At 63.5% G+C, this 21453-nt stretch carries 20 protein-coding genes; 10 read left to right on the forward strand and 10 right to left on the reverse strand.

Annotation, left to right across the window (positions count from 1 at the left end; translation table 11 throughout):
• The 5 genes from dnaE to JWM94_RS01955 all read right to left on the reverse strand — a co-directional run.
• Positions 1-1991: DNA polymerase III subunit alpha (gene dnaE, locus JWM94_RS01935; protein ID WP_299420647.1), on the reverse strand; the 1991-nt coding region annotated here is incomplete at its 3' end.
• A gap of 73 nt (positions 1992-2064) precedes the next feature.
• Positions 2065-2544 carry a glutathione peroxidase gene (locus JWM94_RS01940; protein ID WP_299420650.1) on the reverse strand — a complete coding sequence of 160 codons (480 nt, stop codon included), beginning with the start codon at positions 2542-2544 and terminating at the stop codon, positions 2065-2067.
• A gap of 10 nt (positions 2545-2554) precedes the next feature.
• Complete coding sequence (locus JWM94_RS01945; protein ID WP_299420652.1) at positions 2555-3229, reverse strand: ABC transporter ATP-binding protein; 675 nt, start codon at positions 3227-3229, stop codon at positions 2555-2557.
• Positions 3222-4475, reverse strand: coding sequence for a lipoprotein-releasing ABC transporter permease subunit (locus JWM94_RS01950; protein ID WP_299420725.1), 1254 nt, complete (start codon positions 4473-4475; stop codon positions 3222-3224). The genes JWM94_RS01945 and JWM94_RS01950 overlap by 8 nt, the downstream gene beginning before the upstream one ends.
• A gap of 508 nt (positions 4476-4983) precedes the next feature.
• On the reverse strand, positions 4984-7485 hold the full coding sequence (locus JWM94_RS01955) for a TonB-dependent receptor (protein ID WP_299420654.1): 2502 nt from the start codon (positions 7483-7485) through the stop codon (positions 4984-4986).
• Between the two features lie 233 nt (positions 7486-7718).
• Between JWM94_RS01955 and JWM94_RS01960 the strand changes: the two genes are divergently transcribed.
• Both JWM94_RS01960 and JWM94_RS01965 read left to right on the forward strand, forming a co-directional pair.
• Entirely contained in the window at positions 7719-8189 is a 471-nt protein-coding gene (locus JWM94_RS01960; protein ID WP_299420657.1) for an Hsp20 family protein, read from the forward strand.
• Positions 8190-8340: 151 nt separating this feature from the next.
• Complete coding sequence (locus JWM94_RS01965; RefSeq protein ID WP_299420660.1) at positions 8341-9114, forward strand: hypothetical protein; 774 nt, start codon at positions 8341-8343, stop codon at positions 9112-9114.
• On the opposite strand, the gene JWM94_RS01970 is transcribed toward JWM94_RS01965, so the two are convergent.
• The gene (locus tag JWM94_RS01970) at positions 9077-10711 is read right to left on the reverse strand and encodes a CTP synthase (protein ID WP_299420664.1); all 1635 of its coding nucleotides are present in this window, start codon (positions 10709-10711) and stop codon (positions 9077-9079) included. The two genes, JWM94_RS01965 and JWM94_RS01970, sit on opposite strands and share 38 nt — an antisense overlap.
• A gap of 98 nt (positions 10712-10809) precedes the next feature.
• Positions 10810-11241 carry a preprotein translocase subunit SecG gene (gene secG, locus JWM94_RS01975; RefSeq protein ID WP_299420729.1) on the reverse strand — a complete coding sequence of 144 codons (432 nt, stop codon included), beginning with the start codon at positions 11239-11241 and terminating at the stop codon, positions 10810-10812.
• A 242-nt stretch (positions 11242-11483) separates the two neighbouring features.
• Between secG and JWM94_RS01980 the strand changes: the two genes are divergently transcribed.
• The 3 genes from JWM94_RS01980 to argC are packed head-to-tail and all read left to right on the forward strand — an operon-like array spanning position 11484 to position 13037.
• Entirely contained in the window at positions 11484-11801 is a 318-nt protein-coding gene (locus tag JWM94_RS01980) for a MarR family transcriptional regulator (RefSeq protein WP_299420733.1), read from the forward strand.
• Complete coding sequence (locus tag JWM94_RS01985) at positions 11740-12111, forward strand: SH3 domain-containing protein (protein ID WP_299420667.1); 372 nt, start codon at positions 11740-11742, stop codon at positions 12109-12111. Before JWM94_RS01980 ends, JWM94_RS01985 begins: the two co-directional genes overlap by 62 nt.
• Positions 12108-13037 carry an N-acetyl-gamma-glutamyl-phosphate reductase gene (gene argC / locus JWM94_RS01990; protein ID WP_299420670.1) on the forward strand — a complete coding sequence of 310 codons (930 nt, stop codon included), beginning with the start codon at positions 12108-12110 and terminating at the stop codon, positions 13035-13037. The genes JWM94_RS01985 and argC overlap by 4 nt, the downstream gene beginning before the upstream one ends.
• A 7-nt stretch (positions 13038-13044) precedes the next feature.
• Here argC and JWM94_RS01995 read toward each other — a convergent pair whose 3' ends face one another.
• Complete coding sequence (locus tag JWM94_RS01995; protein WP_299420673.1) at positions 13045-13719, reverse strand: class I SAM-dependent methyltransferase; 675 nt, start codon at positions 13717-13719, stop codon at positions 13045-13047.
• The gene (locus JWM94_RS02000) at positions 13709-14353 is read right to left on the reverse strand and encodes an aspartyl/asparaginyl beta-hydroxylase domain-containing protein (RefSeq protein WP_299420678.1); all 645 of its coding nucleotides are present in this window, start codon (positions 14351-14353) and stop codon (positions 13709-13711) included. The genes JWM94_RS01995 and JWM94_RS02000 overlap by 11 nt, the downstream gene beginning before the upstream one ends.
• A 163-nt stretch (positions 14354-14516) precedes the next feature.
• Here JWM94_RS02000 and zwf point away from each other — a divergent pair, with 163 nt between their 5' ends.
• The 5 genes from zwf (at position 14517) to eda (ending at position 20295) form a co-directional block, all read left to right on the forward strand.
• Positions 14517-15983: a glucose-6-phosphate dehydrogenase gene (gene zwf, locus JWM94_RS02005; protein WP_299420681.1), complete on the forward strand. Its 1467-nt coding sequence runs from the start codon at positions 14517-14519 to the stop codon at positions 15981-15983.
• A gap of 136 nt (positions 15984-16119) precedes the next feature.
• Complete coding sequence (gene pgl / locus JWM94_RS02010) at positions 16120-16833, forward strand: 6-phosphogluconolactonase (RefSeq protein WP_299420684.1); 714 nt, start codon at positions 16120-16122, stop codon at positions 16831-16833.
• A gap of 86 nt (positions 16834-16919) precedes the next feature.
• A complete protein-coding gene (edd, locus tag JWM94_RS02015) occupies positions 16920-18728 on the forward strand; it encodes a phosphogluconate dehydratase (protein ID WP_299420686.1) in 1809 nt (602 codons plus the stop codon).
• Positions 18728-19696, forward strand: coding sequence for a glucokinase (locus tag JWM94_RS02020; protein ID WP_299420737.1), 969 nt, complete (start codon positions 18728-18730; stop codon positions 19694-19696). Before edd ends, JWM94_RS02020 begins: the two co-directional genes overlap by 1 nt.
• On the forward strand, positions 19693-20295 hold the full coding sequence (eda, locus tag JWM94_RS02025) for a bifunctional 4-hydroxy-2-oxoglutarate aldolase/2-dehydro-3-deoxy-phosphogluconate aldolase (RefSeq protein ID WP_299420689.1): 603 nt from the start codon (positions 19693-19695) through the stop codon (positions 20293-20295). Before JWM94_RS02020 ends, eda begins: the two co-directional genes overlap by 4 nt.
• Before the next feature lie 183 nt (positions 20296-20478).
• On the opposite strand, the gene mltG is transcribed toward eda, so the two are convergent.
• The gene (gene mltG / locus JWM94_RS02030) at positions 20479-21447 is read right to left on the reverse strand and encodes an endolytic transglycosylase MltG (RefSeq protein WP_299420692.1); all 969 of its coding nucleotides are present in this window, start codon (positions 21445-21447) and stop codon (positions 20479-20481) included.
• Between the last annotated feature and the right edge of the window lie 6 nt (positions 21448-21453).

A 21453-nucleotide genomic window follows, 5' to 3' on the forward strand; every position in this document is an offset into this window, starting at 1 on the left:
TGCGGATAGGTGATCGGCTCCTGCCCGTTCTTGCGGCGGCCGAACGCAGGGATATTGTCCATCGGGCCGGGGCGATAGAGCGATACGAGCGCGATGATGTCGCCGAAATTGCTCGGGCGAACCGCCGACAACGTGCGCCGCATACCTTCGGATTCGAGCTGGAACACGCCGACCGTGTCGCCCTTCTGGAGCAGTCGATAGACGTCCTCGTCGTCCCAGGTCAGCGCGTCGAGATCGAGCGCGATCCCGCGCTTGGCAAGCAGCTGAGTCGCCTTTTGCAGCACCGACAGCGTCTTCAGGCCGAGAAAATCGAACTTCACGAGGCCCGCATATTCGACATATTTCATGTCGAACTGCGTCACCGGCATGTCCGAGCGCGGGTCGCGGTAAAGCGGGACGAGTTCGGCCAGCGGACGGTCGCCGATCACCACGCCGGCGGCATGTGTCGAGCTATGGCGCGGCAGCCCTTCGAGCTTCATCGCCAAGTCGAGCAAGTGGCGGACATCCTTGTCGCCGCGGTACTCCGCCAGCAATTCGCTCACGCCGTTAAGCGCGCGGGTCAATGTCCACGGATCGGTCGGGTGGTTCGGCACCAGCTTCGCGAGCCGGTCGATCTGGCCGTAGCTCATCTGGAGCACGCGGCCGGTATCCTTAAGGACGGCGCGCGCCTTCATCGTCCCGAAGGTGATGATCTGCGCGACCTGGTCGCGACCATATTTCGCCTGGACATAGCGGATGACCTCGCCGCGCCGCGTTTCGCAGAAATCGATGTCGAAATCGGGCATCGACACGCGCTCGGGGTTGAGGAAGCGTTCGAACAGCAGCCCGAGCTTGATCGGATCGAGATCGGTAATCGTCAACGACCAGGCGACGACACTGCCCGCGCCCGAGCCGCGGCCTGGGCCGACCGGGATATCGTTGGACTTCGCCCATTGGATGAAGTCGGCGACGATCAGGAAATAGCCGGAAAAGCCCATGCTGATGATGACGTCGAGTTCGAATTCGAGCCGGTCGCGATACTCGGCGCGCCACTCGCCCTCACCTTCGCCGCCCAATTCGACGATGCGATCGAGCCGTTTTTCCAACCCCTCACGCGCCCACGTCCGCAGCGCCTCGGCCTCCGCATCGGGATCGCCGGCGAGGCTGGGCAGAATCGGCTTGCGCTTCGGCGCTGCAACCGCGCAGCGCTGCGCGATGACCAATGTATTGGCGATCGCCTCGGGCAAATCCGCGAACAGCGTCCGCATGTCCTTGGCGGGCTTCATCCACGCGTCGGGTGAGCTACGCGGGCGGTCCTCGCTGGCGATGTAACTCGATGAGGCGATGCACAGCATCGCGTCGTGCGCCTCGCCGAATTCCTGCTCCGCAAAACAGCACGGGTTGGTCGCAACGATCGGCAGGTTGCGGGCATAGGCCAGTTCGAGCAATTCGGCCTCGGCCTTGCCCTCGGCCGGGTCGAGCCGGCGCGAAATCTCGACATATAGCCGGTCGCCGAAGATCGACTGCAAGCGGTCGGCATAGGCCAAGGCGCGGTCGGGCTGGTCCTCGGCGAATAGGCGGGCAAGTGCGCCCTCCCCGCCCGCGGTCAGCGCGATCAGTCCTTCGGCGTGTCCGGCGAGCCTCTCGAGATCGACATGCGGCGCCTGTTCAAGCGGACGGCCGAGATGCGCCTCGCTGACCAGTTTGCACAAGTTGAGATAGCCCGCCTCATCCTGCGCATAGAGCGCAAGCCAGTCGGTCGCGACCGCAGCACCCTCTGGCAGATCGGGCCGCGCGACGCCCAGCATCGTGCCGATGATCGGCTGCACCCCCGCCTCGATCGCGGCATCCGAAAACGGCATCGCCGCGAACAGCCCGTTGCGGTCGGTCAACGCGGCAGCGGGAAACCCTAGGGCCCGGGCGGATTTGGCGATCGCCTTCGGCTCGATCGCGCCGTCGAGCATCGTGTAGCATGAGAAGATTCGAAGGGGCACGAAGCCGGAATGAGGCATGGGCCAACGCTAGGCGGTCGCTCCGCGGTTTGAAACCCAACCGGTCGATCTTTCCACAGATTTTATCACGCGCTCAAAGCAGCTTTTCGATATCCGTTGCGATGTCCTCGGGCTTGGTCGTCGGGGCGTAGCGTTCGACCACCTTGCCGTCCTTACCCACCAGGAACTTGGTGAAGTTCCACTTGATGCCTTCGGTTCCGAGAAACCCCGGCGCCTGTTTCTTGAGCTCGGCATAAAGCGGGTCGGCGGTCGATCCGTTGACATCGACCTTGGCGAACACCGGAAAGGTGACATCGTAGGTCAATGAGCAGAAAGTCGCGATTTCCTCGGCATTGCCCGGCTCCTGCGCGCCGAACTGATTGCAGGGAAAGCCCAGCACCTCGAACCCGCGATCGGCATATTTGCGGTGAAGCGCCTCCAGCCCCTCGTACTGCGGCGTGAACCCGCATTTGGACGCGACATTGACGACCAGCAGCACCTTGCCGGCGAATTCCGCCAGATCGGCGTCCGCGCCGTTCGCCGCCTTGACGTGGAAATCGGTGATCGCGGTCATGCCCTGCCCCTTATTCGAGATGCCCTTCGTGCAGTCGTACCACACGATCCATCTTCGCCGCGATACGCTCGTTGTGCGTCGCGATCAGCGCGGCGGAGCCTTCCTGGCGGACCAGGCGGAGCAATTCGGCCAGCACGATGTCGGCGGTGCCTTCGTCGAGATTGCCGGTGGGCTCGTCGGCCAGGATGAGCGCGGGGCGGTTGGCGAGCGCGCGGGCGACGGCGACGCGTTGCTGCTCGCCCCCCGACAATTGGCTGGGCTTGTGCGTCAGGCGATGCACCAAACCGAGTGCGGCCAGTAAAGTATCGGCGCGCACTTCGGCCTCGCTTTGCGTCGCGCCGTGGATCAGCTGTGGCAGCACGACGTTCTCGATCGCGGTGAAATCGGGCAACAGATGGTGGAATTGATAGACGAAGCCGAGCTGGTCGCGCCGCGTCACGGTGCGCTCGGCGGCGTCGAGCTTCGACACCTCAATCCCCGCAATGCGGATCGACCCGCCAAATCCGCCTTCCAGCAACCCGACCGCCTGAAGCAGCGTCGACTTTCCCGATCCCGAGGGACCGAGCAGCGCGACGATCTCGCCGGCACCGACCGACAGATCGACGCCGCGCAGCACCTCGATCGTGACGCCGCCCTGTTCGAAGGAGCGCGTTAAACCAGTAGTCGAAAGAACTGCTTCACTCATAGCGAAGCACTTGCACGGGGTCGGTTCCTGCCGCCTTGAACGCCGGGTACAGCGTCGCGATGAACGTCAGCAGCATCGCGACCAATACGATCGCGGCGATCTCCACCGGGTTGGGCTTGGACGGCAATTCGGTCAGGAAGCGAATCGAGGGATCCCACAGATTCTGACCCGTAATCCGCCCGACCAGCCCGAGCACTTGTTGCCGCACCGCCAGCGTCGCGAACCCGAGCAACGCCCCGGCCGCGGTGCCAAGCACACCGATCGTCGTCCCGACCGTCATGAAAATCCTGACCAGCGACCCCCGCGTCGCACCCATCGTGCGCAGGATCGCGATGTCGCGCGTCTTGGCGCGGACCAGCATGATCAGCGACGACGCGATGTTGAACGCGGCGACCAGGATGATGATGCAGCCGATCACGAACATCACCACCTTCTCGACCGCCAGCGCCTCGAACAGCTCCGAATTCATCTGGCGCCAGTCGTTGATGACGGCGCGGCCCTGAACCTTCGCGGCGAGCGGGCGCAAAATGTCGCCGACTTTGTCGGGACTGTCGGTCTTCACCTCGATCATCATCACCGTGTCGCTGGGCATCAGCAACAGCGTCTGCGCGTCCTCCATCGGCATCAGGACGTAGGATTTGTCGTAATCGTACACCCCGACCTCGAAGATCGCGCCGACGGTATAGGCGACCATGCGCGGCATCGTGCCGAACGGCGTCGCCTGGCCCGCCGGGTTCCAGATCGTGATCTGGTCGCCGACCTGTACGCCGAGCGATTCGGCGAGTCGCGATCCGATCGCCACGCGATTGCTGCCGGCGGTGACGCTGTCGAGCTTGCCGACGACGATATTGTCGGCGATCGACTTGTTCCGGCGCAAGTCATCGACCGCCATCCCGCGCAACAGGATGAATTCGACTCGCCCGTTGACGGTAGACATCAGCGGCTGATCGATCAGCGGGATAGCGCTAGTCACGCCCGGCGTGGCTTTGGTCTCAGCTACGATCGAGCGCCAGTCACGAAGCTGGCCGTTATAGCCCTGGACCATCGCGTGGCCGTTCAGCCCCACGATCTTGTCGAACAGTTCGGCGCGAAAACCGTTCATTACGCTCATCACGATGACCAGCGCCCACACGCCCAGCATCACCGCGCCGAGGCTGAACGCCGCGACCACGGCGATGAACCGCTCGCCCTTGCCGGGGAGCAGGTATCGCCCGGCGATCATGCGTTCGTAGCGCGACAGGAGTATCAATCAGCCCTCACTCGTCCGCCCCGGAAGGGCTCGCTCTAGGTGGCGCCGAAGTGACTGGCAACCAAGGCGATGCTGTGGCGGAATCGACACACGCTTGCCGCAATCGGCGGTGCGGCGTCCGTTTGGCGATGACAAACCGGGAGGCGCCGCCTAGCAACGCCTTCACGAAACGCAGGTCGATGGCCGTGGTTCGGGGATTGTTTCCAGCTCCGTCTCCAAAAAGACGTGCGGGCGGGAACTTCAAGGGGGCTGACGAGCAATCGTCACGCAGGCGACCGGACTGGAGACAGTCCGGTCGTTTGCGTTTGGGCGAAGCGAAGGCGGCTAAGCTCGCTTGGCTGCCGGTGCGGAGCATCGCTTCGCCCGGCCGCCGAGCCGCATCGCGGCCCGAGCGACGGCGGCTTCGCCGACCGGCGCGAATCGAAGCGCGGCGAGGGTCTTCCTCCGCTTCCAGGAAAAGGAAGACCCTCACCCAGCCCCATCCCCCAACCGGGACGGAGCTATCTCAAAAACTGATCCGGAACGTGCCGCCATAGGTACGCGGGTCGCCCGGCTGGCCGACGATCAGTCCGGTGCTGCCCGATTGCGTGCTCAACAACTCGTAATAGTTCTTGTCGAACACGTTGCGGACCCAGCCGTACAGGTTCCACTTATCGGTGCGGAAACCGGCGCGGAGGTTGGACAGCGAATAGCCCTGAATGTCGGTATAGGCCGAGCGTGACGGGTTGGACGAGAATTTCGACCGATAGCTGCCGTCATAGCCGATATAGGCTTTCCCGCCACCGACCGGCACGTTGAACTCGCCACCCCACGACAGCGCCAATTTCGAGATGCCGGGAAGAATCTGCCTCGAAATGTCGCAAAACGGCCGGCTGTTGCCTCCCGCCGTCCCCGCCGGCGATGGCGTACCGCTAAGGTTGCCGTTTGCATCCACCGTCAGCGCGGTCCCGCCACTCAATTCGGGCGGGCATGGCGCGTTCTTGAAATCGGTATATTTCGCGTCGGTCACGGCGCCGTTGAAATACAGGCTGAGCTGCTTGGACGGCCGGAACGACGAATCCCACTCGACACCGCGCACCCGCACTCTGGAAGCATTGGCCAGATAGCCGCGGATCACGTTGATCGCGTTGTTGTTCACCGTCGCCTGGTAATCCTTGATTTCGTCCCAGAAGCCCGCGAGGTTTATGGTCACCTTGCGGTCGAAGAATTGCGTTTTCAGCCCGACCTCGAAATGGTTCACCTTCTCGGGCTTGACCGTCTGCGTGCTGAGATCGACGCCGGTGTTCGTCGAATTGAGCGGCAGCCCGGACAGGTTGATGCCGCCCGATTTAAAGCTGCGCGCATAGGTCGCGTAGGCGTGAACATCGGGCGTGACATCATAGGACAAGGTGACGTCGCCGGACACGTTCCAGGCGCTGAACCGCGGATTGTAACGTTGCGGGGCGAGCGTGTTGGTCTGGTTGAGGAACGTCGTCCGTGCCGCGGGACTGATCGCCGTGGCCGCGGCCAGCAGGGTGCCGACGTTATCCGCCGTCGCGACGAAATTGTACTGGCTGTTGGCGATGCTGACGACCGATTCGTAGAACCCTGATTTCTTGTCGTAATTGACTCGCAGACCGGGCTGGATGTGCAGCTTGCCGGTCACTTTCCAATTTAGCTTGCCGAACACCGCGAAGCTGGTGTTGTCGAAGCTGATCGTGTTGGTGGAGGTCAAGCCATTCAGTACGTTGGGATTGTTCGCGTCGGCGCCCGACAGCAGCCACTTGCTCGCTACAGGTCCCTGGACCTGCGACCCCTGCGTGTTGATCGTCTGATTGAAGTAGAACGCCCCGAACGTGTAATCGAGCTTGTTCGACCCGTCCGACGCGACGCGAAGCTCTTGCGAGAATTGCTTCTGTTGGGATGGGTTCTGCGACACGGTGGTGATCGGCAGGCCGGTGAAATCGCGGTCGTTGGCCGGAAGCCAGTCCCAATAGCGGTACGCACTAACCGACGTGATCGTCGCCGGGCCGATATCCCAATTGCCGACCAGTGAAATGCCACCGACTTCCTGGCGCGAGTTGATCGTCGCGTCGAGATCGGTCACGCGATCGAACGTGTCGAGACTGGGCGGCGTGTAGCCGAGCGCCGCGGCCAGCGCTGCATATTGGCGCGCCAACGGCCGCTGCGTGGCGCCGGTGCGCGCGTAATATTGCACGCAGCAATACGGGTTCTGCAGGCTGAAATCGGCGGAGAACGTCAGATCGAGGCTAGGTGTCGCCTGCCACAGCAACTGCCCGCGAACGCTGAAATTATCCTGTTTCTGAAGGTTTTGGTCCTTCTTGACGTCATAAACGGTGCCACCGCGTTTGGTCACCGACGTCGAAATCCGCACCGCCAGCTTGCCGTCGGCGATCGGCGCGGAGGCCGACCCCTTGATCTGGACCAGTCCGTAATTGCCGGCGCTGACCTCGAACGTCGCTTCGGGTTGGAAGCTCGGTTTCTTGGTCGTAATGTTCACCGCGCCCGCGGTGGTGTTCTTGCCGTACAGCGTCCCCTGCGGCCCGCGAAGCACCTCGACCCGTTCGACATCGACGAAATCGAAGGTCGAGGCGCCGACCCGGCCGATATAGACTTGGTCGATATACAGCCCGACACCTTGCTCGATGCCGTCGTTAGTCAACCCGAACGGCGCGCCGAGCCCGCGAATGTTGATCGCCGAGTTGCGCGGGTTGCTCGAATAGAATTGCAGCGAGGGCTGCAGTGTTTGCAGCCGGTTGACGTTGAACGCGCCGGTGTTCGAAATCGTGTCGCCGCTCAGCACCGACACCGCGATCGGTACGTTCTGCAGCCGTTCCTCGCGGCGCCGCGCGGTGATGACGATATCGCCGTCTTCCTTGGGCGCGGCCTGCGGATCGACTTGCGGCGCGGGGTCCGCGACCGCCACCGCTGGAACACGCGGCATTTCCGCCAGCGCGATCGCTTGCGGGGCGGCGGCGGAAAGCAGGAGCGGTAGCGTCGCGAGCATCGTCGAATCCCCTAGATCGTTCGAGGCCCTATAAATCCCCACTCGCTTGGTATGATTACAGGAACTTCGCTTGCGGGCACACTGAAGTTCAACTTTATGTACCTTGAAAACGTACGATATTATCCCGCCGGATGGGTCTTGAACCGGCGACGGAACGCCCCAGATATGCGGCGACGCGATGCTCGGACGAGGTCGCGTCGATCCGAACATCGCTTCACATAGAGGATATTCACATGCGACAATTCGATCTGACTCCCTATCGCCGCTCGACGATCGGCTTCGACCGCCTGTTCGACATGCTCGAAACATCGGCGCGCCAATCGAGCGACAATTACCCGCCGTTCAACCTCGAGCGCACCGCCGAGGACCATTTCCGCATCACGCTCGCGGTCGCCGGCTTCCGGCGCGACGAGATCGAGATCGTAGCGCAGCAGAATTTGCTGACGGTGAAGGGCAAGAAGGACAAGGACGGCGACCAGTCGGCGTTCCTGCACCTGGGCATCGCGACGCGCAGCTTCGAACGCCGTTTCGAGTTGGCCGACTTCGTCCGCGTCGAGGACGCGCGCCTGAACGACGGCCTGCTGACGATCGACCTGGTCCGCGAAGTGCCCGAGGCGCTGAAGCCCCAGACCATCGCGATCAAGACCGGAGCCCCGCTCGCCGCGATCGAAACGCCTGCCGCGGACGAAGCCGAGGCGGCGTAACGGCCAGGGCGTTTTCCGGCTCCCTTGGAAGCACCCGAAGGGGGCGCCCGGATCGAGTAGGTTCGGGCGCCTTTTTCTAATCAGCCGATCGTAGGTTTAAATTTTTTGCCGCTGCTACCACATCCCGCAGGAGATTATTGGAAGTCGGTAAGTGCCCAAAACCACCCTAACCAATACTGAACTCGAAGCCCATCTCGCTGATCAGGTCCAATTCCTGAAAGCGTCGTGTGACTCCTTTGACGGGGGGTTTGAGGCTGAATCAAAGAGAATTGCTGTCGTTGTCCGCGTTTTGGTTCACGACACGGACAAATCCCGTTCACTGCTGAGTTTGCTAAATTGCAAAGATGGTATCTATTTTTTAGATACTGCTATTCCGTTAGATTCACAGAACTTATTGTCTGAATCGCCGCTCTTGATGATGGGTACCGGTAAAGACAATTATCTAGCGCCACTCGACTCGGGGCCAGCATTTGCACATCGTGGACGACCCTTTGACCTGTGGTGGAACGAGGCGGTCATGAGGGACGCGCAGCGCCGAACGATGTCGCGTAGAGATCTCGTTCTAACCGCCGCTAATCAAGACGGTGGAGCTCACGTCGATCCTAAATTGAACGAAGCATACTCGGATCTGGCAAAGAACAACTCGCTCGGATGGAATTTTTCCGATAGCCAAGGCAGTCGGCCTATTTCCGGCGTTGAGCGTGTCTCAATCCGCCAGATCGGCCATGAAATCTTGCGAACGCTTCAGAACGATTATCGCAAGGCCCGCCCCGAAATGGAAAACGTCGGGGTTTATGCCTTTGGAGGATCGTTGGTCGCGGGACACCGCCCTCCGCCAATTTTCTCTCCGCCGAACGCGATAGTAGCGAAAACTAAAGCGTCAAACCTCAGACCAACCGACTCTTCTTCACCGCCGCGGCGATAAAGCTCGCGAACAGCGGGTGCGGGTCGAACGGCTTGCTCTTCAGCTCGGGGTGGAACTGGACGCCGACGAACCATGGATGGTCGGGCCGCTCGACGATCTCCGGCAACATGCCGTCGGGCGACATCCCGCTGAACACCAGCCCGCCCTGCTCCAGCGCCTGTTTGTACCCCGTATTGACCTCATACCGGTGACGGTGGCGCTCGCTGATGTCGGTCGCGCCGTAGATCGATGATACAACGCTGTTGCCGTCGAGCTTTGCGTCGTAAGCGCCGAGCCGCATTGTCCCGCCAAGGTCGCCGCCGGCCTCGCGTTTCTGCACGCCTTCGGCGGCCATCCATTCGGTGATGATGCCGACCACCGGCTCATCGGTCGGGCCGAATTCGGTCGAGCTCGCCTTGGCGATGCCGGCCAGGTTCCGCGCGCCCTCGATGCACGCCATCTGCATCCCGAAACAGATGCCGAAATACGGCACCTGGCGCTCGCGCGCGAACTTGACCGAGGCGATCTTGCCCTCCGCGCCGCGCTCACCGAACGCGCCGGGAACGAGGATCGCGTGGCATGGCTCAAGCTGTGCGGCGACGTCGCTATCGGCGTGCTCGAACACTTCCGCGTCGATCCAGCGGATATTGACCTTCACGCGGTTGGCGATGCCGCCATGGACCAAAGCTTCGTTGAGCGACTTGTACGCGTCCTGCAGTCCGACATATTTGCCGACGACGCCGACGGTGACTTCGCCTTCGGGGTTGGTCAGCCGGTCCATGATGTCGATCCAGCGATCCAGCTTGGGCTTGGCGCCGGGTTCGATGCCGAACGCGGTCAGAACGGCCTCGTCGAGCCCTTCTTCATGATACTGGACCGGCACCGCGTAGATGCTTTTCGCATCGAGCGCGGGAATCACGGCCGCTGCCGGCACGTTGCAGAACAACGCGATCTTGGCGCGCTCGCCCGCGGGCAGCGGCTGTTCGCAGCGGCATACCAGCACGTCGGGCTGGACGCCCAATGCGGCGAGTTCGCGCACCGAATGCTGGGTCGGCTTGGTCTTCAGCTCGCCGGCGGCTGCGATGTACGGCACCAGCGTCACATGGATGCTGACCGAATTGCCGCGGCCCAAATCGTTGCGGATCTGGCGGATCGCCTCGATGAACGGCAGCGATTCGATGTCGCCGACGGTGCCGCCAATCTCGCACAGCACGAAATCGAGGTCGTCGGTTTCGGCCAGCGCGAACGCCTTGATCGCGTCGGTGACGTGCGGAATCACTTGGACGGTGGCGCCGAGATAATCGCCGCGCCGCTCGCGCTGGATGATCTGCTGATAGATTCGTCCCGACGTAACGTTGTCCGACTGGCGCGCCGCCACCCCGGTGAAGCGCTCGTAATGGCCCAGATCGAGATCGGTCTCCGCCCCATCGTCGGTGACGTAGACCTCGCCATGTTGATACGGGCTCATCGTGCCCGGATCGACGTTGAGATAGGGATCGAATTTCCGGATCCGGACGCGATAACCGCGCGCCTGCAGGAGGGCGGCGAGGCTCGCCGCCATCAAACCCTTGCCAAGCGAGGACACCACGCCGCCGGTAATAAAGATAAACCGCGCCATGGGAGAAAACGCCTAGCTTGGATTGGGGACGAACGGCAAGCGCGCTAATCCGCCACGCCAACAAAAAAAATGTCGGCGCGGCGGTTGGGTGCGCGAAATTACTTGGTCGGAGCGGCCGTGTTGCCCGGCGCCGCGCGATTTTCCTGCGGCGTGGTCACGCCCGGGAAGCTGAGATTGGCGGGAGCGCTCGCCCCTGCCGCGGCATTGGCCGCGTCGCCGCCGAAGGCGCCGCCGCTAGTCTGTGGCTGAGCCGGTGCCGGCGCGACGGGGGCCGCGCGGTTGACCGACGTGTCGATCGTCGTCGCGTGCCGCGTTGCGGCCATGAATGCGAGCGTAATCGAGAGCAGGACGAACGCCGTCGCCAGGATGGCGGTCGATCGCGTCAGGAAGTCGGACGCGCCACGCGCCGACATCAGCCCCGCCGGGCTGCCGCCGCCAGTCAGCCCGCCACCTTCCGAGCGCTGCATCAGGATGACCGTGACGAGCGAGAACGCCACGATGAAGTGGACGACGAGCAGGAAACTGAACAGCATGGAAGAAGGAGCGCCTGAAATGGGGAAAGCGGGCACATAGGCGAGCAATCGGGCGCGATCAACCACGACGGATGGCGGGTCGATCGGTTGGTTTACGAGACATTTCGTATCGCCACTGAAACCAAGCAGGCTCGGCGCACGTTGTTACAGCATCGATCCCGCCCCTTTTCGAGCACACGATTGTGAGCAAGGCCATGAATATCGCCGCATCCTTCACCGCTCCGCCGCTGACGCGGTGGATGAATACGCTGGTCGACTACGTCCGCTCCGGTGAACCCGATTTGACCAACCGCCAGATGGCGTTGCTGATGGTCGTCTATCTCAGCCCTGGCCCGCATACGGTGCGTGGACTGGCGCGCGCGCTCAATGTGTCTAAACCGGTCGTCACGCGCGCCTTGAACAGATTGGGTGGCCTCGGCTATCTGCGCCGCCAGCGCGACAATACCGACAAACGCAACATATTCATCGCGCAGACGACCGAAGGGGCAGGCTTTCTTGAAGAGTTCGGACAATTTGTGGGAGAAAGCGAGCCTCGCGCCCGGCGCGCCACCGCGTAAAAGCTTTGCACTGACCGGCCATTCGGTGGCGATCGACCCGCGCCACAACGCCGTCCGCCCCGACTTGGCCGACGTGCGGCTCGCCGAGTACGTATTCGCACCACATTACGCCGCGCCGATGCCGTGCATCGTTACCCGTACGGTGACGCTTCACGCCACTTCGTCCCCCGATTCCGAACTGCTCGCCGAGCTGCGGGCGGGCGAGGCTTTCGAGTGCCTGGAAGTCCTTCGCGAGGTTGCCTGGGGCGTGTCTCCCGACCGGCGGCTGGCCGGCTATGTCGATCGGCACGCGCTGGACCAGGCGAAGTGAGCGTCAGCGTCTTTATCGATGGCGGGCACGGCACGACGGGGCTGGAAATCACGCAAAGGCTGGGCGGGCGCAGCGACATGTCGCTTGTCGTACTCGACGATTCCAGGCGCAAGAATGCCAAGGCGCGCAGCGAAGCGCTGAACGACAGCGATTTCGTGATTCTCTGCCTGCCCGACGACGCGGCGCGCGACGCGGTCGAGATGATCACGTCCAACGGCACGCGCGTGATCGACGCATCGTCGGCGCATCGCGTCGCGGACGGCTGGACGTACGGTTTCCCCGAACTCGAGCCCAGGCAACAGGCGGAAATCGCGAGCGCGGCGCGGGTCAGCAACCCGGGCTGTTACCCGACGGGTTTCCTCGCGCTCGTCCGTCCGCTGGTGCGCGCGGGTTATATCCCGGTCGACTGGCCGCTGAGCGTCAACGCGCTTTCGGGCTATTCTGGCGGCGGCAAAGCGATGATCGCGGAATTCGAAAGCGGCAAAGCCAAAACCCGCGCCCGCGCTTATGCGCTCGACCTGTCGCACAAGCATGTCGCCGAAATGCGCCGTCAGGCGCGGATCGAGCATCTGCCGATCTTCCAGCCGGGCGTTGCCGACACCTATCGTGGGATGATCGTCGAAGTACCCCTGCCGCTGCATGCGCTTCCCCGCAAGGCCAGTCTGGCGCAGATCGAGGCAACGTTAGCGGACGCGTACAAGGACTCGCCGCTGGTCCGGATCGCGCCCGGCGACGTGCCTTTCGTAAGGATCGAGGACGATGCCGGGACCGATCGGCTGACATTGCGCGTTTGCGGAAACGACGAGACCGGCCAGGCCCGGCTGATCGCGACGCTCGACAATCTCGGCAAGGGCGCGGCCGGCGCGGCAGTGCAGAATCTCAACATCATGGCCGGGTTCGATCCGATCGCGGGGCTGACGCTGTAGGCAGCCGCTATTGCCTGATGAACAGCAGCATCTTCTGATCGCGCGGGTGACCCCAATCGCCGATATAGTCGATGGTCCAGGGCAGATCCTCCACGACGAAATCCATGTCGCGCCGGCTGTAGTGATAGAATGCCCGGTCGCTGTGGCTGGTCATGCCGCCGATGACATGGACCTGCTCCGCTTCGCGATCCTGTGAATCGTCGATTTCGAAATAGGTCGCGTAAAATCGCCCCCCCTCACCCATCGCCGGTGCCAGCCGCGCCAGGCAACGCCTGATCCGGTTCAACGGCATGTGGGTGAACACCGACTGCGCGATGGCATAATCGAATTGGGCGCCCAGGCTGGAGAATTGAAAGTCGTCCAGGCAGACGAGCTGCGCGCGGGGCTGGCGCGCGGCCAGCCCGCATTTGGCCAATTCGATGTCCCAGCCGACCTGAAGCAGCGTGGGATCCTTGTCGATGCCCCAATACCGCCCAGGATCGAGATACGGGATAAACTTGATGCCGCCACGCAGCGACCCGCAGCCCACGTCCAGCAAATCGTGCGATGGACTCAGCCCCTGCGACTTGAGGAAGTCGAGCTGTAACTGGCCCAGTTCGTCCCATAGGCCGCCGATGATTTTCCGGTGCTGTCCGCGCTTGACCGCCCCCGTGACGGCGTTCGGATCGTAGCTATCGGCCATCCGACGCTGCCTTCATCATCGCGACCGCCAACTCCTTCGCCGAATCGAAATAGGCCGCACGGCCGACCGAATGCGGAAGCATATCGACGAGCAGGTGGACGCGATCGGTGTCGCCATCGTTGCGCACCGCATGGCGCGCGCAGTTGTTGAGTTCGTACAGCACGCCTTCGCCAAGGAAAAAGTCTTCATCCGCGATCGTGAACGCAACTGCTTTGTTGGTCGCAATGGGGATGTGCGTCCGGTGGATCAATGCCAGCATGTCGACGTCACGATGCGGCGAGATCGTATTTCCCGCCGGAAGCTCCGCCAGTTGCACGCGCAAGACGTCGCAACCCGGGTAAAGCGGCGCAACGTGATCCCGCACGATCGCGTCCACCGCGTCGAACAACGGACGCGCCGCATTACGCAACACGCTGACACGACCGGTTTGCTGGGCTTCGTTCAGCGCCGCACGCGCCAGGAAAATCGGCTGGTCGTTATAATAGTAGACCGCGCCGCCGGGCCTTTCCCCCGCCAGGCCTACACGGCTCGCCTGATCCAACCGCCAGAAATCCGGACCAACGCGCGCGAGACCGTCACGCAAATTCCGGACATCGACCGCCCCGTGTTCGATGATTGGTTGTCCGATATCCATTCGCGTGTCCGGATGCGAGGGGCGCCGCGCGCACTTGCTACGATGATCGACCGCCGATCAAGCGCCGAATGACGGTTTGGAGCGTTCAGCACGGGAATGAGGTTGCCCCGCCGATATCCGGTCTGGTAGGCGCACGACTTCCCGGAAAAAGGCCTATTTTTACATGGAAACCCGCGCGCCGCTCGACAAATTGTTGCTGTTCGGCGCGACTGGCGACCTGTCGCAGCGCATGTTGCTGCCGTCGCTATACGGGCTCGACGAGGACGGATTGCTGCCCGCCGACATGACGATCACCGGCACCGCGCGGACGGTGTTCGAGGACGGTGCGTTCCGCAAGTTCGCCAAGGAAGCGCTCGACAAATATCTGCCCGAGGACCGTAAGGACAAGGACAAGATCGGGTCGTTCCTGAAGCGACTGAATTACCAGGCGCTCGATGCGACAGAGCCGGATCATTTCAAGGACTTGTCGGACGAACTTGGCGACACGTCGAAAGGAATGGCGATCTTCCTGTCGACCGCCCCGAGCCTGTTCGAGGCGACGATCAAGGGGCTGAACAAGGCCGGCCTGGCGCATGGCAACGTGCGCATCGGGTTGGAAAAACCGCTCGGTTACGACCTCGCCTCCAGCCGCGAAATCAACGACGCGGTGGCCGCGGTTTTCCCCGAGGACCGGATCTTCCGGATCGACCATTATCTCGGCAAGGAGACGGTCCAGAACATCCTCGCGCTACGCTTCGGCAATTCGTTTTTCGAGCCCGTATGGAACGCGCAAGGCATCGACAACGTCCAGATCACCATCGCCGAAACGGTCGGGCTGGAAGAGCGCGCGGGGTATTATGACGGTGCGGGTGCGTTGCGCGACATGGTCACCAACCACATGCTGCAACTTCTCGCGCTGATCGCGATGGAGCCCCCGGCGCGGTACGACAAGGATTCGATTCGCGACGAAAAAGCCAAGGTTTTCCGTTGCCTGCGCATGATGGCGCCGGAGGACGTGCCGAGCAACACCGTAACTGGCCAGTACGGACCGGGCGCGGTAGATGGTCAGATCGTCAAGGGCTATCTCGACGAACTCGGCAAGCCGTCGACGACCGAGACCTTTGTTGCGATCAAGGCCAACATCGACAATTGGCGCTGGCAGGGCGTGCCGTTTTACCTGCGCACCGGCAAGCGCATGGCGGTACGGCGCAGTGAGATCGCGATCCAGTTCAAGCCCGTGCCGCATTCGATGTTCGCCGGACGCGGCGGGCTGCTCCAGCCCAATGTCCTGACTATCCGGCTGCAACCCGAAGAATATATCCAGATGCTGATCATGGCGAAGGAGCCGGGGCTCGACCGCGACGGCGTGCATCTGCGCGAAGTCCCGCTGAACCTCAGCCTCGACGCGGAATTCGCAGGTACGCGGCGGCGGATTGCGTACGAACGACTGCTGCTCGACCTGATCGAGGGCGACCAGACCTTGTTCGTGCGGCGCGACGAGGTCGAGGCGCAATGGGCCTGGACCGACGCGATCCGGGCGGGCTGGGCAGCGAACGACATGAAGCCGAAGAGCTACGCGTCGGGCAGTTGGGGGCCCTCCACTTCGATCGCGCTGACCGAGCGCGACGGGGTTACCTGGCAGGACGACTAGCCTTTTTGCCCTCTCCCGCCTGCGTGGGAAGTCGGTGAGGGTCTTCTTTTGGCCCGCGCGATGAAAGAAGTAAGAAGACCTCACCCAACCCTCTCCCGCAAACGGGAGAGGGCTAGAGAACGAAGAAAGCGTAACGATGGCGATCAACGAAGAAATCGAATGGTGGGAATATGAAGACGCCGGCGAGATGGCCGCGGCTGTCGCGGGCGATGCGCAGTTCATCATCGAAAGCGCGATCGACGCGCGCGGGGGCGCGGTCATCGCGCTGGCCGGGGGCAAGACCCCCCTCCCCATCTACGCCCAGCTGAGCGAGGCCAAGCTCGACTGGAAGCGCGTGACCATCATCCCGGGCGACGAGCGAATCGTCCCGCTGGGTGATCCGCTGTCGAACGTCACCGCGCTGGCGAAGGCGTTCCTGCCAAAGGGCGCGCGCGTAATGCCAATCGTCCCCACCGCGACCGCTGATTACAAGGCGGCGGGGCGCTCGGCCGATGCGCTGATGCAGGACCTGCACTGGCCGCTCGATCTTTGCCTGCTCGGCGTGGGCGGCGACGGGCACACCGCTTCGATCTTTCCCGGGCCCGACTTCGACGAAGCGCTCAACGGACCCAAGGAACGCCGCGCGCTGGGTGTGATGCCCGATCCGCTCCCGGCCGATGCCCCGGTTGCGCGCGTGACGCTGAGCCGCGCGGCGATCGTGTCGTCGGCGGCGGTGATCATCGCGGTGACGGGCGCGGCCAAGCGCAAGGTGATCGAGGATGCGATCGGCCAAGGCGCCGGATCGACCTATCCAATCGGGCGCGTGCTGGCGGACACCGAATTGCCGGTGGATATCCACTGGGCGCCGTGATCGGCGGCATACGTATGTGAGCCGTCACCCCGGCCTTGTGCCGGGGTCCGCCGTGCCGCAAAGCGGACCGGCATGAGGGAAGCCCGATGAATCCCGCCGTAGCCAAGGTCACTGACCGCATCGTCGAACGGTCGAGGTCGACTCGTGCCGCCTATCTCGACCTGATCGCCCGCGAGCGCGATGCGGGGCTCAAGCGCCCGATGCTCGGTTGCGCGAACCTGGCGCATGGCTATGCCGGCACCGAGGAAGACCGCGACGCGATGAAGGCCGATCGTGCGATGAATATCGGTATCGTCACGTCGTACAACGACATGCTGTCGGCGCACGCTGTCTATTACCGCTATCCCGAGCAGATGAAGGTCTGGGCGCGTGAGGCCGGGGCGACCGCGCAGGTCGCGGGCGGCGTACCGGCGATGTGTGACGGGGTAACACAGGGCTATCCCGGCATGGAGCTGTCGCTGTTCAGTCGCGACACGATTGCGCTCTCCACCGCGATCGCGCTGAGCCACGGCATGTTCGAGGGCGCGGCATTGCTCGGTATCTGCGACAAGATCGTGCCGGGGCTGCTGATGGGCGCGCTGCGCTTCGGACATTTGCCGATGATCCTCATCCCCGGCGGCCCGATGCGTACCGGCCTCGCCAACAAGGCCAAGGCGGCGGTGCGCGAGGCGTATGCGGAAGGGAAGGTCGATCGGGAGGAATTGCTCGACGCCGAGATCGGCGCTTATCATTCGAAGGGCACCTGCACCTTCTACGGCACCGCCAACACCAACCAGATGATGATGGAGGTGATGGGCCTCCACATGCCCGGCGCCGCCTTCGCCAATCCGGGGACAAAGCTGCGCCAGGAACTGACCCGCGCTGCAACGCATCGGCTGACGGCGATCGGCTGGGACGGCGACGATTACCGGCCAGTCGGGCGCTGCGTCGATGAAAAGGCGATCGTCAACGCGGCGGTCGGGCTGCTCGCGACAGGCGGCTCCACCAACCACTTGATCCACTTGCCCGCCATCGCGCGCGCTGCGGGGATCGTCATCGACTGGGAAGATTTTGACAAGCTGAGCCGCGCGGTGCCGCTGATCGCGCGAGTTTATCCCAACGGCGCAGCCGACGTAAACGGGTTCGAGGATGCCGGCGGGATGCCGTTCGTCATCCGCGAATTGCTCGGCGCGAGGCTATTGCATGGCGATATTCTTACCGTTGCCGGCAAGTTCGAGGATTACGGCAGGCGTCCGGTGGTTGAGGGCGACGGTCTGCGCTGGGAGGACCCGGGCGCGAGCGGCGATGAGACGATCCTGCGTCCGGCAGACAACGCGTTCTCCCCCGAGGGCGGCTTTCGCATCCTGTCGGGCAATCTCGGCCGGGCGTGCATCAAGGTGTCGGCGGTCGACCGCGAGCGCTGGGTGATCGAGGCGCCCGCGCGCGTGTTCCACGACCAGGCCGAGGTGCAGACCGCATTCAAGGCTGGCGAGCTCGACCGGGATGTCGTGGTCGTCGTCCGCTTCCAGGGGCCGCGCGCCAATGGCATGCCCGAACTCCACAAGCTGACCCCGCCGCTCGGCGTGCTGCAGAACAAGGGATTCAAGGTCGCGTTGGTCACCGACGGCCGCATGTCGGGTGCGTCGGGCAAAGTGCCCGCGGCAATCCATTGCTCGCCAGAGGCGCTGGGCGGTGGCCCCCTCGGGAGGGTGCGCGACGGCGACGTCATCCGCCTCGACGCCGTGACCGGAACACTCGACGCGCTGGTCGATGCCGCCGAATGGGATGCACGGGATCTCGCAGAGTGCCCTCCTCCCGCTGAGGGAATGGGCCGCGAACTGTTCGGCCTGTTTCGTGGCGCGGCGGATGAAGCCGAACTTGGGGCAAGTGCGATTTTCGCGGGGGCGGGTTTGTGATGCAGGTCGTCGCGGTCGATATCGGTGGCACCCACGCCCGCTTCGCCATCGCCGAGGTGGCCGACGGCAAGGTCGTCTCGCTCGGCGATGTCGTCACGCAAAAGACAGCAGAACATGCCTCACTCCAGACCGCATGGCAGGATTTCGAACGGCAGTACGGCAAACTCTTGCCCAAGGCCGCCGCGCTGTCGGTTGCCTCCCCGGTCGGTGGCGAGGTCATCAAGCTGACCAACAATCCCTGGATCATCCGCCCGGCGCTGATCCCCGAGCGGCTCGGCGCCGATGTCTATGTCATCGTCAACGATTTTGCGGCGATCGCGCACGCCGTGGCGCAATTGCCCGACGCGGATTTCCTCCACATCTGCGGCCCCGAGCGACCGCTGGCGCGCGACGGGGTCACGTCGATCTGCGGCCCCGGCACAGGCCTTGGCGTCGCGGGCGTGCTTCACGCTGACGACACTTATCATGTGCTTTCGACCGAGGGCGGGCATATCGACTTCGCGCCGCTCGACGCATTCGAGGACACGATGCTGGCACGGTTGCGCAAGACCTTCACCCGCGTGTCGGCGGAGCGCGTCTGTGCCGGGCCGGCGATCGTCGCGATCTATGAAACATTGGCGGAGATCGAAGGCAAGCCTGTGCGTCACCTCGACGACAAGGCGATCTGGGGCCTCGCCTTCGAAGGGTTGGACAGTCTGGCCATTGCCGCGCTGGACCGGTTCGTGCTGGCGCTCGGCGCGTTCGCTGGCGACTTAGCGCTCACGCAGGGGGCGAAGGACGTCGTTATAGCGGGCGGGCTGGGCCTCAAGCTCAAGGATCACTTCGCGCGGTCGGGCTTCGCCGAGCGTTTCACGGCGAAGGGCCGCTTTCAGCAGTTGATGGCAGGCATCCCCGTCAAATTGATCACCCATCCCCAGCCCGGGCTTTACGGCGCCGCGGCTGCCTTCGCGCAGGAACATTCCCAGTGAACGATATCCAAGCCATCATGCGTGCCGCACCGGTCATTCCGGTGATCGTCATCGACGACATTGCGACGGCGATCCCGCTGGCTAGGGCGCTGGTTGCGGGCGGGCTGGCCGCGCTCGAGGTAACGTTGCGCACCCCGGCCGCTCTCGACGCTATCCGTGCGATGAAATCGGTGCCCGGCGCAATCGTTGGTGCAGGAACAGTGGTCAACACGGAGCAATTCGAAGCGGTGATGGACGCCGGCGCCGAATTCATCGTCTCGCCCGGCCTGACCGAGCGGCTCGCCGAACCGATCATCGCGAGCGGCGTGCCGTATTTGCCGGGTATCGCCAATTCCGCCGACATCATGCGCGGGCTCGATCTCGGGTTGACGCACTTCAAGTTCTTCCCCGCCGAAGCCAATGGCGGGCTGAAGGCGCTCAAGAGCCTCGCCGCCCCGTTCTACCAGTGCAGATTCTGTCCAACCGGGGGCGTCAGCGAAGCGAACGCGGCGGAGTGGCTGGCGTTCGATCCGGTGTTGTGCGTCGGCGGGAGTTGGGTGTGCTCGGGGACGCCCGCGGAGGTCGAGTCGAAGGCGCGCGCGGCGGCCGGTCTGCGCTGAGATTTCCCACATTTCATGCAAAACGCGCACGAAGTCTAAAGTCGCGCGAACGATAATTTCCAACATTTGCAAGATGGGGGTGGACGATAACTAGATTGGGCTGCGGCCACTCATTGCATACCGGCATGCGGCAATGCTGACAGTTGAAATCCTACATTGAAAGCCCTCTTTCGCCACCAGGGCCTACATTTCCCCCCGGGCGCGGCGGATGGCGTACCACTTCTGGACGTTGATGTTCTGCTGCTCCAGCGTGTCGGCGAACACGCTGCCGCCCGTGCCGTCGGCGACGAAATAGAGCGCGTTCGAATCCGCCGGGTCAAGCACCGCGTCGATCGACGCGCGACCCGGATTGGCGATCGGCCCCGTGGGCAGGCCGGTCATCGTATAGGTGTTGTACGCATTCTTCGCGTTCTTCTCCGACAGCAGGATACGCCGGCCGAGCGCCTTGCCGAATGTGACCGGATAGATGATCGTCGGATCGGCCTGGAGCATCATCCCGCGCTTCAGCCGGTTCGAATAGACCGCCGCGACTAGCCGCCGTTCGCTCGGCTTGGCGGTTTCCTTTTCGACGATCGAGGCAAGGATTATCGCTTCCTGCGGCGTCCGGACCACGAGTCCCGGCTTGCGGTTTGCCCAAGCTTTGGCGAGGTAGGCATTCATGTCGCGCTGCATGTGCGCCACCACAGACGCCCGCGTATCGCCGCGCTGGTAGCTGTAGCTGTCGGGGAGCAGCGATCCTTCCGCGGGGCGATCGATCGTCCCGGTCAGTTCGGGCGCCGCCATGATGCGTTCCTGCGCCATGATCGACGGCATGCCTTCGGGGATCGTCACGAAGCGCTGGAGCGTCTTGCCGCCTTGCAGCACCTGCAAGATGTCCGACTGGCTGAGGTGCGCGGGGATGCCGAACTCACCCGCCTTGATCCCAGCGCCGCTGCCAAAGATTTTGGCGAACAATACGAAACGGCTCGCCGAGCGGATCGCGCCCGCCGCCTCGAGCTGGTCGGCGGCCTTGGTCAAGCCGGTCCCGGGCTGAATCGTGATGCTCAGATTCCGGGGAGCAGGCCCCGCCCCGCCCCAGTCGTGGATCGCCCACAACGCGCCGGCGACCAGCGCGAGCACCGTGACGACCGTGAGACAACCGAAGCGGCGCATCGCGGT

The sequence above is a fragment of the Sphingomonas bacterium genome, assembly GCF_028289855.1.
GTDB lineage: Bacteria > Pseudomonadota > Alphaproteobacteria > Sphingomonadales > Sphingomonadaceae > Sphingomonas.